Source organism: Natrialba aegyptia DSM 13077 (assembly GCF_000337535.1).
GTDB classification, from domain to species: domain Archaea; phylum Halobacteriota; class Halobacteria; order Halobacteriales; family Natrialbaceae; genus Natrialba; species Natrialba aegyptia.
The window spans coordinates 1-20681 of sequence record NZ_AOIP01000003.1 but is presented as its reverse complement, the minus strand read 5'-3'; the positions used below and the strand labels follow the sequence as shown (position 1 = coordinate 20681).

Here is a 20681-nt window from a genome sequence, read left to right as displayed (position 1 = left end):
CGCGAGCGCGATCGAACCGGCGGTAACCGAAACGGACGTATGCACGTAACACTCACACGCCGCGGCTGGGCCGTCCTCGCCATCATCTGTCTCTCGGTCGCGATGGGGTGGCAGTACGGCCCGCGGTCGCTAAACGCCGTCGTCGCGCCGCTGCTCGTTATCCTGCTGGCCGGTTTCGTCGTGACGCTCCGCCTCGACCGTCCCGCGGTCAGACGGCTACCGATGGACGACGGGTTCGTCGGCGAGACCCGCGAAGCCGCGTTCGCCGTCGAGACGACCGGCGACGTAGCGGCGACCGTCCGTGACGAAATCGGAACGGGACTCGCTCTCGAAACGGATGAGGCGAGAACGCATGCACCCGAATCGGAATCGATGCCCACGCACACCCCGGCGACGGAAACGATCCTCGACGGCGAGACGCGAGTGACCTACGACGTAGCGCTTGCGTCCCGTGGCGATCGAACGGTCGGACCAGCGACGATCACGATACGCGATGTCTTCGGGCTCGTCACGCGTCGGTTCGAGTTCAGCGAGACGAGTTCGGTAACGGTCTACCCGCGGGTGTACGAATTACAGGGCGCGTTGGACAAGCGATTGCACGAGTTCGCCGACGCGACGGCCCGACGCAACCGCGAGGAGTTCGATCACCTCCGGGAGTATCGCCGCGGTGATTCGTTGCGCGACGTCCACTGGAAGGCCGCGGCCAAACAGCCCGAAGACGACCTCGTCGTCACGGAGTACGCCGCCGATGCGGGTCTCGAAACGGTTACTATCGCCGCCGAATGTGCGACGGGATTGGAAGACGAACTCGCGACGGCGGTTGCGAGCATCGTGACGGCGCTTCGCGAGACGAGTATTCGGGTCGGCCTCGTCGTGGACGGAACGGTCGTTCAGCCGAGTTCCGACGCCGGACACTACTACGAACTGCTCGCCGTCCTCGCCGCCCTCGAGACGGGTGCAGGGACGGCGGCGCTCACGGATCGCGACCGGACCGATGCGGAGATTCGCGTTACAGCGCGAACGGGGACGGTTTCGGTCGCCATCGGCGAGGGAGAGGCCGAACACGAAATCCCCTTCGAGCGGCTGCGAGGCGCTAGCGAGCGCGCGCGGCCGGGACCGGCCGCTGACGGCGGCGACCGCAGGAACGCCGGACAGCGGGCTACGGGGACAGGAAACGATGACGGCGCGGGGAGGACGGGGACGCAGCGATCGGGGGTGCTCACATGAGCACGGACGCCGAGTCTCGTCGCACGGAGCGGACGATTTCCCTCGGCGGAACGGGGAGGGGTCGAAACGAAACCGGACGAACGGTCGGCCCCGGTGCGTTCCGCACGCTCGCACTCGGCTGCGTCCTGGTGTTGCTCGCGTCGATCGTCTCCGTTCTACAGGACGTGACGCGGGTCGTCGGCGGAACGGACTCGCTGTTCGTCCTCGCCGGCACGATGTTGCTCGCCGCGACGCTGCTCGCCCGCCTGATCCGTCCGCGGACCGCCACGATCGCCGCGGTGACGGCAGCCAGCCTCGGGTTTGCGTACTACCTCGAGGCCAGCGGCGTCGGCGTCGGCGTCGTCCTCTCGGCAACCGAGTCGCTGCTCGCCGACGTTGTCACGCTCGTTACCGGCCTCTCGCTGCTTCGAACGGTCGAAGCCAGCGCGCTGACGCTCGGCCTCGTTCCCGCACCCGTCTTCCTCTCGTGGTACCTCGCGCTCCGGGGTCGATACGCCCTGAGCGTGCTCCCCGGCGGCTTCACGCTTTGCTTTCTCGTCCTGACCGGCGACGCCGACCTCACGATCACCCTGGTCGGCACCCTCGCCGCACTGGGTACCGTCGGCTTCGGCGAACTCGAGCGCCGCGGCGGCTCGATCGCCCAGGCGGACCTGCTTGCCGTCCTCTTCGCACTGATCATCGTCCTCTCGCTGTCCGTCACGTTCGTCCCCGGAAACGCAACCGGCCCGGTCACGCTCGATCGCGGCGGCCCGAGTTCACTCGAGGGCGCTATCGATTCCGCCGGCCAGCGCTCCGGCTTTACCGGCCAGGTCGACCTCTCACCCGAGGTCCGGTTCACCGTCGAGTCCGAGCAGGCCTCCTACTGGCGTACCGGCGTCTACGATCGTTTTACCGGCGACGAGTGGGTCCGAAGCGGACAGTTGCAGTCGCTCAACGGACCGATAACCTCCCCGCCCGGCGAGTACGACGTGGCCAGGCAGGTCGTCACCGCCGAAACTGAACTCGGCGTCATGCCGGTCGCCCCCCAGCCGTTGTCCGTCAGCGAGGGAGCCGCACAGTACGCCGAAGTGACGCGACACGGCCAGGTTCACCCCTCGACGACGCTGATCGAGGACGACAGCTACGTCGTCGAGAGCGCGATCATCGACAGCGATCCCGCTTCACTCAAGCAAGCGGGGACGGACTACCCCGACGAGATCGAAGAGTACTACCTGCAACTGCCGGAAGGCACCTCGTCGGAATTCGACGACCGGACCGCCACGGTGACCGAAGACGCTGACACCCCGTACGAAACGGCAGCGACGATCGAATCGTATCTCCGCTCGTCGAAGGGTTACTCACTCGACATCGAGCAGCCGAACGGGAACGTCGCCGAGGAGTTCCTCCTGGAGATGGACGAGGGCTACTGCATCTACTTCGCGACCACGATGACGCAAATGCTTCGCGCGGAGGACATCCCCGCTCGATACGTCACGGGCTACACGAGCGGCCAGCAAGTCGACGACAATACCCACGTCGTCCGCGGTCTCGACGCCCACGCCTGGGTCGAAGTCTACTTCCCCGACCACGGCTGGGTCTCGTTCGATCCCACCCCAGGCGGCGAGCGCGACGACGTACACATGGATCGCCTACAGGAGGCCCGCGAGAACGGTCACGAGAACGTCGACACCGACGAAAGCGAGGACGTTCCGATTCGCAACGACAGCGAGGATGACCCCGGTAACGAGCCATCGCCCGACCCGAATGAACCCAGTCCGCCCGACAACGGAACCGATCCAACCGATCCGACCGACCCGAACAACTCCAGCGACCCCAACGGAACGAATTCCACCGATCCCACCCGTCCCGACCCCGGCACACCGGCCGCACAGGACGGCGACGGCGAGGACGACGATACCAACCCGCTCGCGATCACGATCCCGCGCGAGTTCCTCGCGTTCACCGCCGTCGCTATCGTCGGGCTGGCCGCTGCCATCCACCGCACCGGCGGCCGCGAACTCTACTTCCGCACGATCGGACTGTACTGGCAGCGCCGCCACGACGACCCCGCCCGGGACACCGAACGCGCCTACCGCCGCCTCGAACGCCTGTTCGAACGCGAGTTCAGGCCGCGCCGTCCCGGCGAATCACCGCGGGCGTATGTGAGTGCCCTGGAAGCGCAGGCAGCGACTACGTTACCGTCGGACCGTTCAGCGGAGTCAGGGTCACAGTCACAGCCCCGATCGCAGGGAGATCCACAGTCACGTTCAGATGTCCATTCGGATTCACAGACACACTCGCACACCTACTCACAGTCACCACACACACCCGCCCCGACCGATCCACGGGTCGAACACGTCCTCGCGTGCTACGAACAGGCCGTCTACGGCACCGGCGTCACTCCCGACGACGCCGCGACCGCCATCGAGTTCGTCGATGAACTCGCACGCGAGCGGTTACCGTTCGTGAGCCCGAGTTCGGACACGGCCCCCGACGCGGACCGCCCGTAGTCCGAATCGCGCCGACAGTCGGTTCGAACCGACCCATCGGCTCACCGGACCATCGGATCATCGATCGGTGGATCACTGAAAAAGAACCACGCGACAGCATGTAGGTCCCGATAGTGTTTAATATGGCCATTTCGTAGCAAGGAACGTAATGTCGGAAGTCTGCTCGACGTGCGGGCTGCCCGAGGAACTCTGCGTCTGCGAGGACGTGGCCAAGGGACAACAGCAACTCACCATCCGCATTGACGAGCGCAGATACGGTAAGGAGGTAACGATCGTCGAAGGATTCGATCCGAAGGACGTCGACCTAGACAGTCTCTCGTCGGATCTCAAGTCCAAGTTTGCCTGCGGAGGGACCGTCGAGGACGGTCACATCGAACTCCAGGGCAACCACACCGGACGCATCGAGGAGTTCCTTCGGGACCGCGGCTTCAACGTCGCCTAACTGATGCCCGCGATGCTCTGAGACGACTTCCGAACTCGCGACCCGCTGTATCGGGCCGTCAACTTCACTGTCGGTTTTGTTTCGCGTCTCCGGAGTGACAACGGTCTGAATAGCGTTGTCATCGACTATAACGTCTCTCACCATCAAAACGCGCCATCGACGGTACCGAACGGGCGAATCGCCGAGAAGGATGGTGACACGCGTCCGCCTCGAAGAGTGTCGATCGGGGGACAGGATAGCACCGCTAGAACGGAGATTCGGCGTTCGTACTGGCCGACTCGTCGGCTCCATCGGAACTTCGGTCGCCGGCGGCGAGGCCGTACTTGAGCCCGTATTTTTCGAGGCCGCCGGCCATACTCTCGATTCGTGCATCCGCCGTTCCCTCGTACGATCCGAGGAGTTGAGCCGCCTGCACGCTCGCCTTGCCGTGCGGACAGACGGTGACGATCCGATCCGCGTCCTCGAGTTCGTCGACGCGGCCGGTCAGTTCCTGAAAGGGGATGTTTTCGCTGCCGGGGATACGGCTGTGGGCGAAACTGCGTTCGTCGCGGATATCGACGACTCGAACGACGGTATCGGAGTCCGCATCCGCGTTCGCTCCGTTCGTCCCGTTCGCACCGGTATCATCGGTATCCGTGTTCAGGAGATCTTTGACCTCGTCCGGGGAGATTTCGCCATCCATCACTCCCGCGTTGGAACGCCGGAAGAATAAGGCCACGGGTCGGGTGCGTCGCCTGCGACATCGCGGAGGTGCGGCGGACGCAAGCAGGGAGAGGACGGGAACCCGCACAACCTCACCCCAGGTCGAGCATCCCGTCTTCCGCCGCGAGTAACAGCGCCGTCAGCGTCGCATCGTTCGCCGGCCGTTCGCGCGCCCGGTCGAGCGCCTCCGTCACGGGCACCGCCGTGACGTCGAGGAACTCGTTGCTATCGAGTTCACGCTCGCCGGGCACCAGCCCGTCGGCGTAGACGATGCCGCGGTCGTGTCGGAGGACGCCCGTCGCGACCGCATACTCCTGCAGGAGGACCGTACTCGACGGGCGAAATCCGGTTTCCTCCTCGAGTTCGCGCGTCGCGGCTTCCGTGTAGGATTCGCCGTCCTCGACGATACCGGCGGGGAGTTCGAGGTGGGTCTCGTGGACGGGTGGACGATACTGTTCGACGAACAGCAGGTGGTTGTCGGTTGCGTCGATGTCAGTATCGGTGTGGACGGTACCGTCGACGCTGGCATCATCGCGCGTGGCCGCGGGTTCGGCGTCCGACCCGTCCGGAAGCACGCGGCCGTCGACGCACGCGACGACGACGACCGACGGCGGGAGGTCGGCCCAGTAGTAGCGTTTTTCCGTGCCGTCCGGTTGTTCGAGCAGGTCGTAGCCGCCGTCGTACCACGGCGTCTCGTACTCGATCACTTCCTCGAGAACGCTCCACTCGTCGGCAGTCATCGTCGGAGTGTGGGCGTTCGAAGACGTAATAGGTACTGTTCGAACGAGACAACGACCGAACGTATTTGTCGAAAGCGCGCGCTTGGTCGGACGTGCTCGACGACGAGTTCAGCGATGTGGCCCGCGAGGAGCAAACGCTCTCCCTCTCCGAACCGTCGTTCGAATCGTTCCGCGAGTGGGGCGTCGGCGGAACGGCGCTCACTGCCGCCGCACGCGTTCGTGATAGCGACGGCCGGATCGCGCTCGTCAAAAATCGCTGGGCCGATGGCTGGATACTCCCTGGCGGCGCGGTCGAACCCGGCGAACGACTGCGTGACGCCGCTCGGCGCGAAATTCGCGAAGAAACGGGACTGCGTGCGACGATACGCGATCCGCTGGTCGTCTTGGAGCAGACGTACCGTTCGAGTGCCACCGGCGACTCCTTCCGAGCAGCATACGTCGTCTTTGCGGCCACCGCCAACGGACCGATCGCAGACGCGGAATCACTCGGCGTCTCTCCCGACGAAATCAGGGCCGCACGATGGTTCGACACGCTCCCCGACAACCTCCACGACGGCGCGTTGCTTCGGCCGTACCTGTGACTGTGACTCGACCGTGACAGCAACGCCGACGCACAGCTATAGTAGCCACTGAAAGTCAGTGCACACCTGACCGCCTGATGGCCGTGCGATCAGCGTGTAAACCGTTTTAGTTGTTACTATAGTCGGCGGCCTCGAAGTAGTCTCGATACAACCGCCCGAACGCCTGTCGGCGCACCGTTCCGACGGCCGCCTCCTCCTCGTTCTGGAAGGTCGCGGCGACCGCCTCGTCGGCCGGCCCGGCGTGCCAGACGACGTTCTCGACGTTCTCGTTCCCGACCACCGTCACCTCGCCGTCGTAGCCGTCGCGCCACTCGCTGAACTCGTCGCTGGTGCCGACCGAGATTTCGAGTAGACTTGCAAACAGGGCGTCGCGGGCGGTTTCGACGACGGCGCTGGTGACGCGCTCGTCGTACTCCTCGCGATCGAACGACATGGCCTTTGCGACCTCGCGGACGACCGTCTGCGCCGCTGGGCCGAGTTCGTCGTAGCGTTCGCGTGCCTCCTCGATCGACGCCGGCGTAACCGTCCCAACAGTGTGCATGTCTCGGTATGCGCGGGGCGGCCAGTTACCAATTGCGTGTTCGGGGCCGTTAGCCGTCGGTCGCTTCGTCGTCCGGGTCCGCTGCGTCCGCGTCGTCGGTCGCATCTGCGAGCATTTGCTGGGTCATCTCCTGTGCTTCCTGCAGTGCACGTTCGGCCTCGGCCGACATCGAGCCACGGGTTGGCTGACGGCGCTGTCCGGCGAGGTCGGATTCGATTCCGGTCGGACGGCCGGGTGTATGGTCGTGGACGTGGCCGTGATCGTGGTCGGGGTCGGGGTTGTCGTGACCACCCGTTCCTGCGCTCTCGAACTCGGGGGTGTCGATCTCGGATGCGTGCTCGCGGACGATTTCCCCTAACTCCGGCGGGGAGTGATCGGCCCAGTCCGGGGCGTGTTCCTCGAGCCATTCCTTGTGATCCGGACGGTCGAGCGATGCGGTGATCGCGAGGTGGTTCGCGAGGTGCTCCGCGTCGGCCTGTTCGGCGTCACAGACCGGGCAGGCGTATCCCATAGGCGTCGTACGCACGCGGGCGGTAAAACGTCCTCGTCCTTTCCCTCGCTGGCATCGGTGCCGTCGGGATAAGACGGTGGTCCGTGAGAGTCGCTTATCACTCGAGCTGTCGGACCATCACGATCGCGTCCTCGTCGTTGCCGTAGTAGCCGGGAATCCGCCGGATCGGTTCGAACCCGAACTGGCGGTAGAGTCGTTTCGCGCGGTCGTTCGAGCGTCGTACTTCGAGTTTGATCGAGTCTGCACCGTGAGCTGTGAGGACGGCAACAGATCGCGAGAGAAGTGCGGAACCGACGCCCATTTCGCGGCGGTCCGGATGGACGGCGATATCCTTGACGTGGCCGAGCTGGCGACCGAACGAGGGTGACACGTCGGCGACGACGTAGCCCGCGATATCGCCGTTCGTGACGGCGACGAGAAAACCGGGGTCGCCGAGAAAGCGGTCGAAGGCCTCGTACGGCCAGGGTTGGGGGAACGACTCGTTTTCGATGCGGACGACGGCCAGGAGGTCCGCCCGTTCGGCGGGACGGATCGCGAGTTCACCGTCGTTTCGGTCGCCGTGGCCGTGGCCATGATCGTCACCCTCTGGGGCCCGTACTGTCACGGGGCAACGTACGATGCCAGGTGGTAAAAACGGATGGTTCGATCGAGCGTTCAGAGACGTTCGAGCCGGTTGATGTCAGCGTCCGACCAGTCGTAGAAGTGTCGATCGGTTTGGGTGACGACATCGACGCATTCGTTATACTGGGCGCGGGCCCGGTCGGCGAGCGGGTCGTTGGGGTGGTCCTCGATCCACTCGCGGAGTTCGGCGAGCGCTTCCGGCGAGTAGGTGTCCATCCGATCCTGCTGTTCGAGGATGTCGACTTTGCGGCTTTCTTGGCGGAGCGTACGGGTAAGCGCCCAGAGGGAGACGCCCCAGAACGCGAGTAGCGTGAACGCGAGCATGCCGAGAACCTCTGCGGAGAGCGCCATTAGTCGTCACCTCCGGTGACGCCGGCCGTATCAGTCGTATCGCGGCGGCCCTCGACGAGAGACATGATCGCGTAGCCGATGAGCGGGAAGAGCACGAGGACGAGCATCCCGGCGATCATCTCGGGTTCGCGGAAGTTCTCCCAGGCGAAGTAACCCATGATGAACAGCATGACGGCGGGAATGACGTACTTGATGACGGGATTCCACCACGTGCCGATATGGATGCCAGCGTTGCGGTTGACCGTAAGCACGCGCAGTCGTTCGGGGCCGAGAACCCAGCCGATGATGCCGATGATGGCAAGGGTTGCGAGGGGGAGTCCCCAGTTTCCGAAGACGAAATCGAGGAAATCGAGGACTTCGGTAGAGTAGGCGCTCGGGAGCCCGAGGAGCCAGATACCCCCACAGACGGCGAGGACGGTCTGCGTCCGGCTGAGTCGGGTTTCCTCGCTTACCGTCGTCACGCTCACTTCGGTGATGAGCAGGCCGGAGGTAAACGTCGCGAGGAAGAACCCGGCGAAAAAGAGGATCGCAACCAGTCCGCCGAGCGGAATCTCCGGGAAGACCTGCACCAGGGAGACGAACGCGAGACCGGTTCCGGCGTCGGGTTCGACGCCGACGGCGAAGACGACGGGGAAGATGGCAAGCGTCGCGAGGATAGCGATGCTCGATTCGCCGATCGCGGTAAAGACCCCGCCACCGAGTGGAACGTCGTCGTACTCCCGGAGATAACTGCCGACGGTCAGGGCGATACCCCACCCGAGTCCGGTCGAGAACAGCGCCTGTCCGAGCGCGGCGATCCAGGTCTCACTCGCGATCAGGTACTCCCACTGCACGCCGAACGTGAACGCGATCCCCTCGCTGGCCCCCGGCAATGTGAGCCCGCGGATCGCCATAATGACGAGCGAGATCACGAGCGCCGGCACCGCGTAGACGACGATCCGCTCGACGCCGCGTCGGATACCGAGCGCGAGAATGGCTGCGATCGAGCCCATCACGACCGTGTGAAGGGCGATCATCAGCGCCGGGTTCGCGAAGAAACTGTCCATGAACGCCTGCGCCTCAAACCCGGGTGCCGTGAAGGTAAACAACAGGGAATGAACCGCGTAGTACAGCGTCCAGCCGATCAACGGCGAGTAGTACGACATCAGGGCGATGTTGACGAGCAAGACGACGACGCCGAACCCGACCATTCCACCTCGACCGACGACATCCCGAAATGCGCCGATGACGCCCTTGTTCGTGTATCGCCCGAGCGCAACCTCCGCCATCAACCCGGGGACCGCGAGTAAAAACAGGAGGGTGAGGAACGCCAGTACGAACGCACCACCTCCGTTATCCCCCATCACGTAGGGGAACCGCCAAATGTTTCCTGCACCAACCATGCCACCGATCATCGCCATAAGGAACCCGAATCGGGTTCCCCACTCGTCACGAGCCGTTTTCGGGGATGTGTCTGACATTATCTACCACCATCTGTGTCAACGGACTGGATCATCGTATAAGTATCTCGTGCGTTTACGAGACACTCACCGAGAAAAGAAAGTGGGAGTCGCTGATAGCGGTGCTTACTCCGCCGGAATGGCGTCCATCTCGTACGTCTCGGTCAACTCCTTCAGTTCGTCGAGTGCACCCTGTTCCTCTCGAAGGTTCTCCTCGAGAAGATCCGCTGCCTCGTCCATCCCGATCTGATCCGCAAGCGGGATCAAATTGCCGTAGGCTGCAATCTCGTAATGCTCCGTCTTCTCCGCCGCCGCCATGTTGTGGTAATCCAGTACCTCCTGGGACGGGTCCATCGACGTGAACTCTTCGTACTCCTCGATCAACCCCTCGATACCCTCACACTCTTCTTTCTCCGGCGGTTCGCCGAACATGTCGAAGACCTCTTCGAGACGGTCGATATGCCCCTGGGTCTCCTCGCGGTGTTCCGCAAACGCCTCCGCGATCTCCTCGCGCTCGGTGTTCGACTCGAGTTCATCGAGCGCGTCGAGGAGTTGGTGTTCCGCGTGATAAATGTCTTCGAGGCCGTGCTCGAACAGGTCTTGGATAGTGTCGACGCTCATGGGACGATCACACGAGGCTTTGCCGGGCGAGCGAAAAAGCGAGACGCCTGCCGTCGCAGGCGCACAGCGAGCCCGGTAAGCGGCTACTTCGCGGCGTCCTCGACCCGATCCGCGTACTTCTCGAGTTCGCTCGCGAGTTCGCGGGCTTGGTCCGGCGTCAACTCGAGTTCGGTCATGTGCTTGGGGAAATGTTGGTCGGTCGCGTTGTCGAGTTCGACCTGGAAGCGCACGCAGTCCGGCTCCTCGCGGTCCGTCGTGGCGTTGGCGACGGCGACGGAATCGAACTCGAACTCGTGGCCCGTCGCCGTGGCTTCGACGTAGTCGAGCGTCGTGTACGCGTTGACTCGCATCAGTCGGTCGGACATGGCTAGGGTCTCGGGGTATGGCTACTTAGGGGCTTCCAACGGGTGACCTGTCTGCGTGGTCGATACGGCCACGGCCACGGACACCGACCGCATCGAACGACTGGGATTATCACGCCGGTCAACGCGACTGACCCAGCCCGCGCTGGGATCGAGGCGACGGTGGAGACGGACACGGCTCGACCCACCGGCGAGCAGACCGGGGTTTCGTAGTATTCCATCCACGAAGCGTCCGAGTTCCGCGAACCGACGCTGACGAGATAGGCCTTACGTTCGAGCAGAGCGTTCAGCGAGCGGATATCGAGAACAGCGACGCAACGGGCGCGAGCCGCGCGGTGGTCACCGCGATCGGAAACGACGGCACAGCGCGAACTCGGAACCGTTCCAGGCCTACCAGGGACGAACAGTCGTTCGATGCCGACGCCGAGAACGAAAAGTGGCGACCGACGAGTCGTGGATACCCGCCGCGGCTACTGATATCGAAGACGGGGGAGGTGGCGGGTTAGTCGTCCGACGGAATCGGCGTCCCGTCCGCCCGGGCAGGTGCAGGGCCTTCGTCCAGCCCGTCATCTTCCGCGTACGGATACCAGGTCTGCTTGGTGTTGTGCATGTACGGATCCTCGTAGCTCGTCTCCTCGGGTTCGACGAGTTCGGCTAACTCCTCGTCGTCGCGGTCGGCGACGAACTCGCGGAAGCTCTCGCCGTCCGTTCGTCGGTCCGCGAAGTTCTCGAGCAGGTTCTCGATCGCACCCGGCACTTCGTCGGCCGGGACGCGGTCTGCGACCCAGGAGGCGAACTGCGGGTTCTCGCCGAGGCCGCCGCCGAGGCCGATGTCGAGCGCCTCGACGGGTTCGCCGTCCTTGCGGGTCTTCATCCCGCGCAGGGAGACGTCGGCGATCTGGGGCTGGGCGCAGGAGGCGGTACAGCCCGAGAGGTGGATGTGGAAGTCCTCGACGCCCGCCGGCAGGTCGACGTTCTCGACCAGCCAGCGCGAGAACCGAACCTGCCGGTTCTTCGTCTCGACGATCGAAAGCGAACAGAACTCGGTGCCGGTACAGGCGATCGAGCCCCGCCGGAACGGGTGCGGATCGGGGCTGTACTCGTCGAAGACCTCGTTATCGAGCAAGGCGTCGACATCCTCGTCCGGCACGTCCGTCAGGATGATGTTCTGGCGCTGCGTGAGTCGGACCTCGCCGGACGCGTGCTCCTCGGCGGCGTCGGCGATTTCGTAGGCGTCATCGATACCGAGTCGCCCGACGAGGACGTTCAGGCCGATGTAGTTGTTGCCGTCGACCTGTTCGTGGACGCCGACGTGGTCGTGCTTGCCGTCCGCGTCGCCGGCGTTGTAGCTGTAGGAGTGCCGAAGGTCCTCGCCCGCCGTCTCGAGTTCGAAATCGATATACTCGTCCTGAAGCGTCTCCCGAACCTTCTCGGGACCCCACTCGTCGACGAGGAACTTGATGCGAGCGTTGTAGCGGTTATCGCGGTCGCCGTGATCCCGGAAGAGCTTGGAGAGGCCACCCGCGACCTCGACCGCCTGCTCCGGCGTTGCGAAAACGTCGATATTCTTCGCAAAGCGGGGTTCGTTACGCGCCAGTCCGCCGCCGACGCGGACGTTGTAGCCCGTCACCGTCTCGCCGTCTACCTCCTTCTCGGCGGGCTCGAACGCCAGGTCGTTGATGTCGCCCTGCCCGCAACCCTCGTCACAGCCGGTCACGGAAACCTTCCACTTGCGGGGCAGGTTCGAGTGTGCTTCGTTCTGCTTGAACGTATCGTGGAGTTCGTATGCCAGCTCGTTAGCATCGATGTGCTCGTGTTTGTCCTTTCCGGCGACCGGACAGCCGACGATGTTCCGCCAGGAGTCACCGCAAGCCTGCACCGTCGACAGTCCGGCGTCCTCGAGTTCGTCGAAGATTTCGGGAACGTCCTCGATTCGAATCCAGTGCAGCTGGATTGCCTGTCGCGTCGTCACGTCGAGCCAGCCGTTACCGAACTCGGGATTCGCGACCGGACCGCGAGCGTACTCGTCCGCGATTTCGACGATCCGGCGGAACTGACCCGGCTCGAGCACGCCGCTTGGCGGCCCGATCCGCATCATGAAGTACGACTCCTGACCGGCGCGCTGGTGGTACAGTCCGTACCACTTGAAGCGCTCGAACCAGGCGTCGCGCTCGTCTTCCGGGATCGACTCCCAGCCTTCCTCGGCGAATCGCTCGATGTGGTCTCGAATGTCCGTGCCGTAGACCTCGTCCTTCCACTCCTCGACATCAGTAGGCATTTGCTCAGTCTATAGACTACGAGTCTTATACGCCCGTGCGTCGCGTCAGACCCGGCCGCCTCTAGCCAGTTGCGGAGGTTTTTGCCACCACATACTGACGCGATTCGGTCCATCCACACCGACCACAACAACCAGGGATTCAACTCCCAGCCGATGACAACGGTCGAATTACTCCACCGACTCGAAACTCGAACAGGCCGCCCCATCCACAGCACCCGTGATCGTCGACTGGACACCAGCCGGCTCGTACGGCTTGAACTCGCCGTTAACGATTCGGCCAACCGGCAACGAATCGATACTGTCCCGCGTTCCACACTCGATACACATCCCCACCGCATCCGCGAGTACTCGATGATCCGAAACGTGAACGGCGGAAAACGCCTCGAGAAGAACGTGGGGCGTCTCACACGAACAGAACTCGCGCGTCGGAAGGGCCCAGATATCACTCACACCGACCTCACGGGAGTCGTTGACGCTGATCCAGGCCCCATCGTCGAGCGTCCGCAGTGCAATCGCCATCGGTATCTATGGACACTCTGTGCTGGACCCACCTCTGTCCGTCGATGGCTGCAACGTTTTGCCTCGCCGATGACACGCTAGATCGACCGAACCGACCGACGACGACGACCTCCACGCCACTCGCCCGAACCGAGATGACGGCAACCATCTCCGCTATAACCGAGTACAGGTATCCATTGCACACGAGGCGTCACTTATGCGCTTTCCAACCAAATGGGCAGTCATGACTGACACGGCTGAACAAAGCCAACGACCCAGCCACAATCCGAACTCGGACACACCAGACCAGGACCGAGAACGCGATGACGCCCACCTCGACGACATCGAAGAAGGCGCTGGCTGTACCGAAATCTGGGAACACCTCGCCGAGCAGCGCGACGACGAGGAGTAACGAAAACCCGGATCCGGATCCGGACCCGGAGCTGGGCCTGAACTCGTCCCTGCGTTACCACGACCCTGGAAGCCTCGATCTGTCTCCTCTACCTGCTGTGAAACGCCTTCTATCGTTATTGGATAACAATATCCATGATAATGATGTACTCCCTGTTTCCCTACCCGCAGTTGGTACTCGCACAACAGAGAACAGACGATAGACAACGGACAACAGAGAACAGACGATAGACAACGGACAACAGAGAACAGACGATAGACAACGGACAACAGAGAACAGACGATAGATAATAGACACATACTCGCCACTCTAGTACTCTCCCACCGCTTCACAGGGAGCGACACTTTTCCCCCTCTGTTCCATAGACCAGGGCAGACCCATGACCGACAACCGGCCCGAAGAAAATTCACGCGGGCGCAATCGCGGTCCCGATGGACGGCCAATTCCAACCGACCGCGAATCACCCGTCGGCGCACCCGTCATCCGTGGCGACGAATCCGTCACCGGAACACGCGCCCGCAAAGCCGTCCAGTTCGATCCGACCGACCCCGATAGCCTCGACGCCGCCGCCGACACCGTCTCGCAGTTCGCAACCGGCACCACCGAAGACGACCACCTCTACATGCTCCGCGGTGCCGCCGCGTGTGCCGCACTCGTCCGCGGCGAAGGCTCCTACAAGGCTGCCGCCGAACGCGCCGGCCCCGACGTGACCGTCTCGTTCATCCGCAAATGGGCCCGCGTCCACGACCTCCCCCGATCCGTCCGCAAACAAGTCGCCCTCGGCCAAATCGCTCCCACCGCCGCCAAACACATCGCCCGCGTCGGCGGCGAAGCCCGTCTCCTCCTGGCCTGGGCCGCAATCGACGGCGACCTCACCGTCCGCGACATCCGCACCGTCGCCAGCACGATCAACGACGGAACCCCCGTCAATCGCGCCCTGACCAACCACGGCGTCCACCTCGGCCAGCTCGAACTCTCGCTCTCACCCGACACCTATCGCGACCTCCGCCGCCGCGCCTCCCTCGACGATACCACCCCAGGTGAACTCGTCACCGATGCACTCGAACAGTACTTCGACTGAACTAGCAGATGGCGAATCGACCGCTGACAACGCAGGACACAGTTCTACAGGGACTATATGACAAAGTATAGGCCATTACCACCGGCCAGTCGGCAGCGAAGAAAGAAACGTTTAACCACCACTCGCCGATAGTGAAACCACGGGGCCGGTAGCTCAGTCTGGCAGAGCGTCTGGCTTTTAACCAGACGGTCGCGTGTTCAAATCGCGCCCGGCCCGCTTTTGCTTCGAGCAACTAGGCGAGGAGCAACACGACTAGCGTGATTTGAATCGCAGGGAGGTCGCGCACAGCAGAGCGAGCACGTCCGACCGTGTGTTCAAGTCGCGCCCGGCCCGCTTCTTACCCTACTCACAGCTGCGAGCGTGAACATCGAAACCAGCGCAGTTTTCGATGCAGTCCGATCGCAGTAATGAAGGGAGCAGAACATCCTCGCGTCGGTTACAATCGTACTGCCTCGTTCGATCACCAACAAATCTACTCGCCAAGAGAGTGTTGCTAACTAATCTGTTGTACAATCCCTGCAGTGGCTCTATATGGATCGCTCACGAATGGCATCTATGGGCAGTTCGGAATCCGCGACACCCACATCACCAACTGCAAAATCAGTTGCTCCGATCGTCGTCCGAACGGCCGGTGCAACCGCAGTCGTCGGCCTCCTCCTTCTGGCCTCATCCATCGTCGTCACCATTACCGGACTCCTCAACCTCCACAACGTCCTTCTCGGGGCAGTTATTGCAACCCTCGGTTCCGTCAACGCACTGCTATCAGACACCTATCAGTCACCGAATATCGCTCTCACACTCCTCCTCGCTCTCCTCGGTCTCTGGGTCATCGCCTCTCCCTTCGTGCTCGAGAACACACGAACGCTTGTCACCGTCATCAACGTCGGCGGTGGCCTCGCCGTTGTTCTCCTCGCCGGCACACAACTCTACGGTATGTTCGCGTTGTCAGAATAATCGCCCCATCATCGTCCTAGCTAAATCAGCGGAACCACGCTCTCGTGCAGTTCACCAGAATGCGCTCCATTCTGAGGACGGTGTTCTTGCACCAACTCACCGAGAAACACGATATCGACGAGATAGAGCCCCCCCTCGTTGATGCTGGCAGATATCCGATTTCGTTCGCTACGAATTGAGCGATCAACTCCACTTAGTAACCGAAACCGCGCTAAAAAATAGTTTCAAATATCCTGTTGAATAGCTTTTCTATAACTCCTCAGAGAGAGAAAACTGTAGCGTCGGCAAGTTCGTTTAGTATCTGGAGATAGCGCATTTATATTCATTAGTGACAAGAATGAAGAGTGATTCTTGAGATGTTATCCTTCGACTTCTCGTTTTAAGTGGGAGTTGCCTTGATAGCACCCAATAGATTATTTTTGCCGAATGTAGTTTCATTATGTTCCCAACCACTCTGTTCAAGCAACGATGCATACTCATCAGGCGTCCGTTCACGACCGGTCGTCCAGACAATCATCTGAATATCATAAAGTGCCCCAAAATGTGATGAATTCGACTCGGGGAGCACGTGTTCAAGAAGCACTAATTGCGCATCATCGGGAGCATGTTCCCGGATTGTTGTGAGGATTTGAATGGCTTGAGTATCGCTCCAGTCGTGAATTATGTGTTTGAGAAAATAGACATCAGCACTAGGCACTGCTTCGAACATATCCCCTGCAACATATGAGCAGCGGTCCGCCACTCCAAACTCTGTTGCTAAGTGCTGTGCCTCTTGTTCGACGATTTCTGGTTGTTCGAATACGGTACCAGTAAGAGATTGACGTGTAGAAGAGGGCGTCATAGAACAGTTACCATACCAGAGAGCAGGGTGAACACTGAGGTAGATGTGTTCAGCGACCCTGCGAGATGCTCCTTCGGNGAGGGCGTCATAGAACAGTTACCATACCAGAGAGCAGGGTGAACACTGAGGTAGATGTGTTCAGCGACCCTGCGAGATGCTCCTTCGGTAGAGACGTTCTTCAATATCGTGGAGACAGAGACGCTAGCGTTGTTTGAGTATCTCTCCTTCGAGTTTCTCGAAGAGTTCGACGTGTTCGCCCCGGCGAAGACGGGGCGAACACGAGACCACAAACCATCCGAGATGATGCGTGGCTTCCTTCATTGCTACTACCGCGACATCTATGGAATTCGTCCCGTCGAACGAGAGCTTCGAAACACGGTCGTCTGGCTCAGCTGTGGCTTCGATCGACCGCCGTCGAGAGACGCGGTCGATCGCTTTCTCACTGATCTTGAACACGTCGTTGACGAGATCTTCGACCATCTCGTCGAGCAGGCCGCCTACCGCGGTCTGCTTGACCTGACCTACTGCATCGATTCGACCGACGTGAGAACGATGCCCGCCGATCAAGATGCGTCGAAATGCTACGATCCAACCGCTGAAGAATACTACTACGGTTATGGCTGTACGATCGTCTCGACCGGACAAAAGATCCCTATCGCCGCAGAATTCACCAAGAGCAAACAAGCGCCAGAAGAGACGGCGATGCGCGTCACACGTGACGCGCTCGCCGTCGAACAGCCGATCTGGATGATCGGGGATAGTGCCTACGACACGCTCGACTGGCACGACCACCTGCTGGCCGCAGGGGGCGTGCCAGTCGCTCCATATAACGCACGAAACACTGACAACCCGAAAGACATCGAGTACAGGGTCGAAGACCGAATCGAGAAACTCAGCAAGGGCGTGCAGCTGAAGCAAGCGACACTAGACGAGACGTACAACCGACGGAGTGGAGTCGAACGAACCAACGACGCAGTCAAAGACTGCGGCCTCGGGCACGTTCGCGCCCGAGGCCGCGTCCACGCACGAGCGCAGGGGTTCCTCGCACTGTGTCTTCGCCTCGTCGTCGCAATCACCAACTACGAACGAGGAGACAATCCAGGAAGCACCGTGATCACGGTGTGAGAACTCTTCTATGACACCCTCNCCTCGTCGTCGCAATCACCAACTACGAACGAGGAGACAATCCAGGAAGCACCGTGATCACGGTGTGAGAACTCTTCTATGACACCCTCGTGTAGAAAGAAAATTACATAGCAAGTAGCCGTATCCACCGGCGATGTCACAGATATGAGATTGCTCGGTGATTTCGACATCGTTTAGCAATTCTTGTATTTCAGTTCCTTGAAGTCGAGAATAACTTTCCATTGCATCGTTAAACAAGGACGCAACTTCCGGGTTTGAATCCAAGTAATCGAATAATGGCTCCCCGAATTCACGAACATACGTATTCTGCTCTCCGTCCTCAATTAAGGACGGAAGCTGTGACCAAAGCGAATAATTCACCTGGCTGACTTCAAGAAGGAAATAATCCTTAAATGTGTGAGGATGATCCTCAGTGAGAAGTTCTCCCGAAGACGTCAATGAAAACGTTCCATCAGCTTCATTTACTACACCCAAGTGAGAAAGAGCTCTAAGAAACCGATATCCGTGATTTGGGTCGATATCTAGTGTCGTGATGATCTCCTCAACAGGTTTGGGTTCTGTATCAACAACCTCGAACACGCCCAGTTTTATCCCAGTTCCAAGGATTTGCCCTTTCATTTGCCCGAACAACAAATCTCGTAAGTGAGATTTTGCAGGATCCATGATGTATCGTCAACCAACTACAAAGAGGATTATATAACTGATGGCAATATCTATCAACATCAACCGTAATCCAACTTTAGGATATTCAACCTAAATGACTATATGATAGTTGATGGAGGTTCCCTCTCGCGTACAATCAATAGAATGCCGGCCAGAGAACGTGCGGGCGATCGCAAGCAGGGCGATCGCCTTGGTCGGCTTCGCGGACCTAGTCGAACACTACGGTCCCGATCTTGCACTCCAGGCACGACTGTTCTCTGATGAACTCCGCGCCAGTCATAACACCCCGCTCATGCAGGCAGTCGATGAACTCGTCTTCTCGACGAACAGTGATTTTGAGTCGTTCAACTAGTATCCTATTTCCAGTCGATATTATCAAATCGGCCGTTCTTTACGGCGAGATGGGCGAATTATTGCAGTAGCAGGAGACGTAGCTCCATTATGTCAATTCAGGTCTGGGAGGCAGTTCCCTGCTCTCCATAACCACAATCGCTCTTCTAGGGCACATTGTTGATTCACAGCGTTGCTCGGATAGCGTGTTTGAGCGCTTCTTTCCCCAGCTTCCGGAACAGTTCTCTGCATAGCTGAAACGCCCGAACGTAGGGAGTGAGCTTGTCTTTCGAGACGCCTCGATGGGGCGAGAGCCACGGGTCGCTCCTGCGACCCTGGCTCTCGCAGGTGTTGACATGGACCTCGTCGTCGGCGTATTCACCGTCGCTGTGGACGACGTATTCTCGGGTGATTTCATCGTCTTCGTCAAGTGGATCGTAGGCCCGAAATCCGTCAGTGTAGACGGTCAACGACTCCTCCTCGCCGACCGCGAGGAGGAGTCGGACGGTCGATTCGTCGGCGGATTTCGCGGGCACGACGTAGCGGTCACCGGTGCCACGTTCTACGAGAATGAACACCGGTGGCTTGTCGCTCTGGTACGATCCGCGTCCACGCGTGGAGAGGCTACCGACCGCGAACGGGAGTCGCGGTCGCGAGCCTTCTTGCCAGCGGTCACGTACACTTTGTCGATCTCGACGGGGCCGACGAGGTCGAGGTGAGGCGCGTCGAGCGCTTCGCCACAGCGCTCGACGTGCCGGTGGATCGTCTCGTACGTGACGTCGGTCTCGGTCTGCAGTTGTCGAATACTGGTCTTGAACCGGAGAAACGCGTAGATCGAAAACAACCACTTGCGGAGCGCGATCTTCGAGTGGGCAAAAATCGTGCCGGTCTTGTCGTTGAACGTGCGGTCGCAATCCTTACAGAGATACCGTTGAAAGTGCCTGTAGCTGCCGTTCTTGGCCGTCCGGTCAGAACGGCAGCGAGGGCATTCAACGCCGTCACGCCAGCGAACCTGCTGCAACAGGTCCGCTGCGAGCGATTCCGAGCCAAACACATCCAGCGGAATCATTCGTGATGGGCACCGCTGGCGCGGTGCCCTTGTCCTTTTCGACTTCTGAGCGACAGCTACAGAAGATCAACAATCTCCGCTAGAAGAGCGAACCACAATTAGCACCATCGTTCTCATGATGGCCATTCGTCCCTGATCCATCCACAAAACTACTGATCGGCACCCAGACGGTTTTCTTAGGAAGTGTCATTGTTATCAGAAATTGAGATGACTGGCACTGTCTAGTTCTGAACCTCCTCAGCTGGAGTATTTCCGTCGAGCGTTTGATGCGGTCTGTAATGGTTGTAGTAATGCATGAACTGTTCGACAGTGCCAGTCTCTTCGTCAGCTCAGGGCGCCCGGAGATGTATGGTGCGTCCCATCGATCGAGTCGCCAGAGTACTCGCGACGACTGGTCATGTCGCGACACCTCGGTTAGGCGTTGCTATCGCGGAATGCGATTAATTGGTATCTGTATTGGAAAAGTCGGAAAAGTTCAATATGGCCCCATCGTGTTGGGGTTGATCCCTACAAACCGGTTGGGTTGTAAGTATCTAATATAAGCCAAGGGCCGGATTTGAACCGGCGGGGGGCGGCTCTGCAGGCCGCTGCGTTCGGCCGGACTCTGCCACCTTGGCGCGAATGAGTGTTATTACTGCGTTCGTTTAAGCATAGCGGTACGGGATAAGCAAGGTCAAAGACACTCCGAGTGGTGAAATATAAGATGCCCCACACAGCCGCTGCTGTGTGGGGCAACTACGTATGAGTATCAGTATGAGTGGAGGCGGCGAATCGAATTTCCC

The 20681-nt window shown here is 60.6% G+C and carries 22 protein-coding genes, 2 tRNA genes and 2 pseudogenes; 10 read left to right on the top strand and 16 right to left on the bottom strand.

The genetic code is table 11. The features are described 5' to 3' along the window. Positions 1–39: 39 nt before the first annotated feature. From C480_RS00120 to yciH, 3 genes are all read left to right on the top strand, one after another. Positions 40–1227 (top strand): DUF58 domain-containing protein, encoded by a 1188-nt coding sequence (locus C480_RS00120; protein WP_006663598.1) that lies wholly within the window; start codon positions 40–42, stop codon positions 1225–1227. Then, positions 1224–3716 carry a transglutaminase family protein gene (locus C480_RS00115; protein ID WP_006663597.1) on the top strand — a complete coding sequence of 831 codons (2493 nt, stop codon included), beginning with the start codon at positions 1224–1226 and terminating at the stop codon, positions 3714–3716. Before C480_RS00120 ends, C480_RS00115 begins: the two co-directional genes overlap by 4 nt. A gap of 148 nt (positions 3717–3864) precedes the next feature. Beyond that, the gene (gene yciH, locus C480_RS00110; protein ID WP_006107575.1) at positions 3865–4158 is read left to right on the top strand and encodes a stress response translation initiation inhibitor YciH; all 294 of its coding nucleotides are present in this window, start codon (positions 3865–3867) and stop codon (positions 4156–4158) included. Between the two features lie 244 nt (positions 4159–4402). Here yciH and C480_RS00105 read toward each other — a convergent pair whose 3' ends face one another. Together C480_RS00105 and C480_RS00100 are read right to left on the bottom strand one after the other, a co-directional pair. Then, positions 4403–4840: a rhodanese-like domain-containing protein gene (locus tag C480_RS00105; protein WP_006663596.1), complete on the bottom strand. Its 438-nt coding sequence runs from the start codon at positions 4838–4840 to the stop codon at positions 4403–4405. Positions 4841–4952: 112 nt separating this feature from the next. Further along, positions 4953–5600 (bottom strand): NUDIX hydrolase, encoded by a 648-nt coding sequence (locus C480_RS00100; protein ID WP_006663595.1) that lies wholly within the window; start codon positions 5598–5600, stop codon positions 4953–4955. Positions 5601–5692: 92 nt separating this feature from the next. On the opposite strand from C480_RS00100, the gene C480_RS00095 reads away from it, so the two are divergent. Further along, the gene (locus C480_RS00095) at positions 5693–6181 is read left to right on the top strand and encodes an NUDIX hydrolase (RefSeq protein WP_006663594.1); all 489 of its coding nucleotides are present in this window, start codon (positions 5693–5695) and stop codon (positions 6179–6181) included. Between the two features lie 106 nt (positions 6182–6287). On the opposite strand, the gene C480_RS00090 is transcribed toward C480_RS00095, so the two are convergent. The 9 genes from C480_RS00090 to C480_RS00050 all read right to left on the bottom strand — a co-directional run bounded on the left by C480_RS00090 (position 6288) and on the right by C480_RS00050 (position 13424). Then, positions 6288–6722 carry a DUF5809 family protein gene (locus C480_RS00090; RefSeq protein WP_006663593.1) on the bottom strand — a complete coding sequence of 145 codons (435 nt, stop codon included), beginning with the start codon at positions 6720–6722 and terminating at the stop codon, positions 6288–6290. A gap of 49 nt (positions 6723–6771) precedes the next feature. Next, positions 6772–7233, bottom strand: coding sequence for a DUF5810 domain-containing protein (locus tag C480_RS00085; RefSeq protein WP_006663592.1), 462 nt, complete (start codon positions 7231–7233; stop codon positions 6772–6774). Between the two features lie 97 nt (positions 7234–7330). Then, the gene (gene rimI, locus C480_RS00080) at positions 7331–7837 is read right to left on the bottom strand and encodes a ribosomal protein S18-alanine N-acetyltransferase (RefSeq protein ID WP_006663591.1); all 507 of its coding nucleotides are present in this window, start codon (positions 7835–7837) and stop codon (positions 7331–7333) included. Positions 7838–7887: 50 nt separating this feature from the next. Beyond that, a complete protein-coding gene (locus C480_RS00075) occupies positions 7888–8205 on the bottom strand; it encodes a hypothetical protein (RefSeq protein ID WP_006663590.1) in 318 nt (105 codons plus the stop codon). Then, a complete protein-coding gene (locus C480_RS00070; RefSeq protein ID WP_083873322.1) occupies positions 8205–9665 on the bottom strand; it encodes a sodium-dependent transporter in 1461 nt (486 codons plus the stop codon). The genes C480_RS00075 and C480_RS00070 overlap by 1 nt, the downstream gene beginning before the upstream one ends. A gap of 105 nt (positions 9666–9770) precedes the next feature. Next, on the bottom strand, positions 9771–10265 hold the full coding sequence (locus C480_RS00065) for a ferritin-like domain-containing protein (protein ID WP_006663588.1): 495 nt from the start codon (positions 10263–10265) through the stop codon (positions 9771–9773). Between the two features lie 83 nt (positions 10266–10348). Then, a complete protein-coding gene (locus C480_RS00060; protein ID WP_006663587.1) occupies positions 10349–10630 on the bottom strand; it encodes a DUF6360 family protein in 282 nt (93 codons plus the stop codon). Between the two features lie 499 nt (positions 10631–11129). After that, positions 11130–12905, bottom strand: coding sequence for a nitrite/sulfite reductase (locus tag C480_RS00055; protein WP_006663586.1), 1776 nt, complete (start codon positions 12903–12905; stop codon positions 11130–11132). Positions 12906–13073: 168 nt separating this feature from the next. Further along, positions 13074–13424: a hypothetical protein gene (locus tag C480_RS00050; RefSeq protein ID WP_006663585.1), complete on the bottom strand. Its 351-nt coding sequence runs from the start codon at positions 13422–13424 to the stop codon at positions 13074–13076. 223 nt (positions 13425–13647) lie between these two features. Between C480_RS00050 and C480_RS23675 the strand changes: the two genes are divergently transcribed. The 4 genes from C480_RS23675 (at position 13648) to C480_RS00035 (ending at position 15850) form a co-directional block, all read left to right on the top strand. Then, positions 13648–13815 carry a hypothetical protein gene (locus C480_RS23675; protein ID WP_006663584.1) on the top strand — a complete coding sequence of 56 codons (168 nt, stop codon included), beginning with the start codon at positions 13648–13650 and terminating at the stop codon, positions 13813–13815. A 379-nt stretch (positions 13816–14194) separates the two neighbouring features. Further along, positions 14195–14896 carry a DUF7119 family protein gene (locus C480_RS00045; RefSeq protein ID WP_006663583.1) on the top strand — a complete coding sequence of 234 codons (702 nt, stop codon included), beginning with the start codon at positions 14195–14197 and terminating at the stop codon, positions 14894–14896. Positions 14897–15038: 142 nt separating this feature from the next. Continuing rightward, positions 15039–15112, top strand: a tRNA-Lys gene (locus C480_RS00040). Positions 15113–15451: 339 nt separating this feature from the next. Then, a complete protein-coding gene (locus tag C480_RS00035; RefSeq protein WP_006663582.1) occupies positions 15452–15850 on the top strand; it encodes an SPW repeat domain-containing protein in 399 nt (132 codons plus the stop codon). Positions 15851–16229: 379 nt separating this feature from the next. On the opposite strand, the gene C480_RS21965 is transcribed toward C480_RS00035, so the two are convergent. Then, complete coding sequence (locus tag C480_RS21965; protein WP_006663581.1) at positions 16230–16691, bottom strand: methyltransferase; 462 nt, start codon at positions 16689–16691, stop codon at positions 16230–16232. 132 nt (positions 16692–16823) lie between these two features. On the opposite strand from C480_RS21965, the gene C480_RS00030 reads away from it, so the two are divergent. Then, entirely contained in the window at positions 16824–17816 is a 993-nt protein-coding gene (locus C480_RS00030; protein ID WP_049902952.1) for a transposase, read from the top strand. A gap of 78 nt (positions 17817–17894) precedes the next feature. Here the strand turns inward: C480_RS00030 and C480_RS21960 are convergent, their stop codons facing one another. Next, positions 17895–18500, bottom strand: coding sequence for a methyltransferase family protein (locus tag C480_RS21960; RefSeq protein ID WP_083873321.1), 606 nt, complete (start codon positions 18498–18500; stop codon positions 17895–17897). A 112-nt stretch (positions 18501–18612) separates the two neighbouring features. On the opposite strand from C480_RS21960, the gene C480_RS00025 reads away from it, so the two are divergent. After that, complete coding sequence (locus C480_RS00025; RefSeq protein ID WP_241433767.1) at positions 18613–18852, top strand: hypothetical protein; 240 nt, start codon at positions 18613–18615, stop codon at positions 18850–18852. Between the two features lie 163 nt (positions 18853–19015). Here C480_RS00025 and C480_RS00020 read toward each other — a convergent pair. From C480_RS00020 to C480_RS00015, 3 genes and pseudogenes are all read right to left on the bottom strand, one after another. Beyond that, positions 19016–19899 (bottom strand): annotated as a pseudogene (locus C480_RS00020) (IS1595 family transposase). Between the two features lie 221 nt (positions 19900–20120). Then, positions 20121–20207, bottom strand: a pseudogene (locus C480_RS22865) (IS6 family transposase); the annotation flags it as partial. 233 nt (positions 20208–20440) lie between these two features. Continuing rightward, positions 20441–20516, bottom strand: a tRNA-Cys gene (locus C480_RS00015). Positions 20517–20681: the final 165 nt, after the last annotated feature.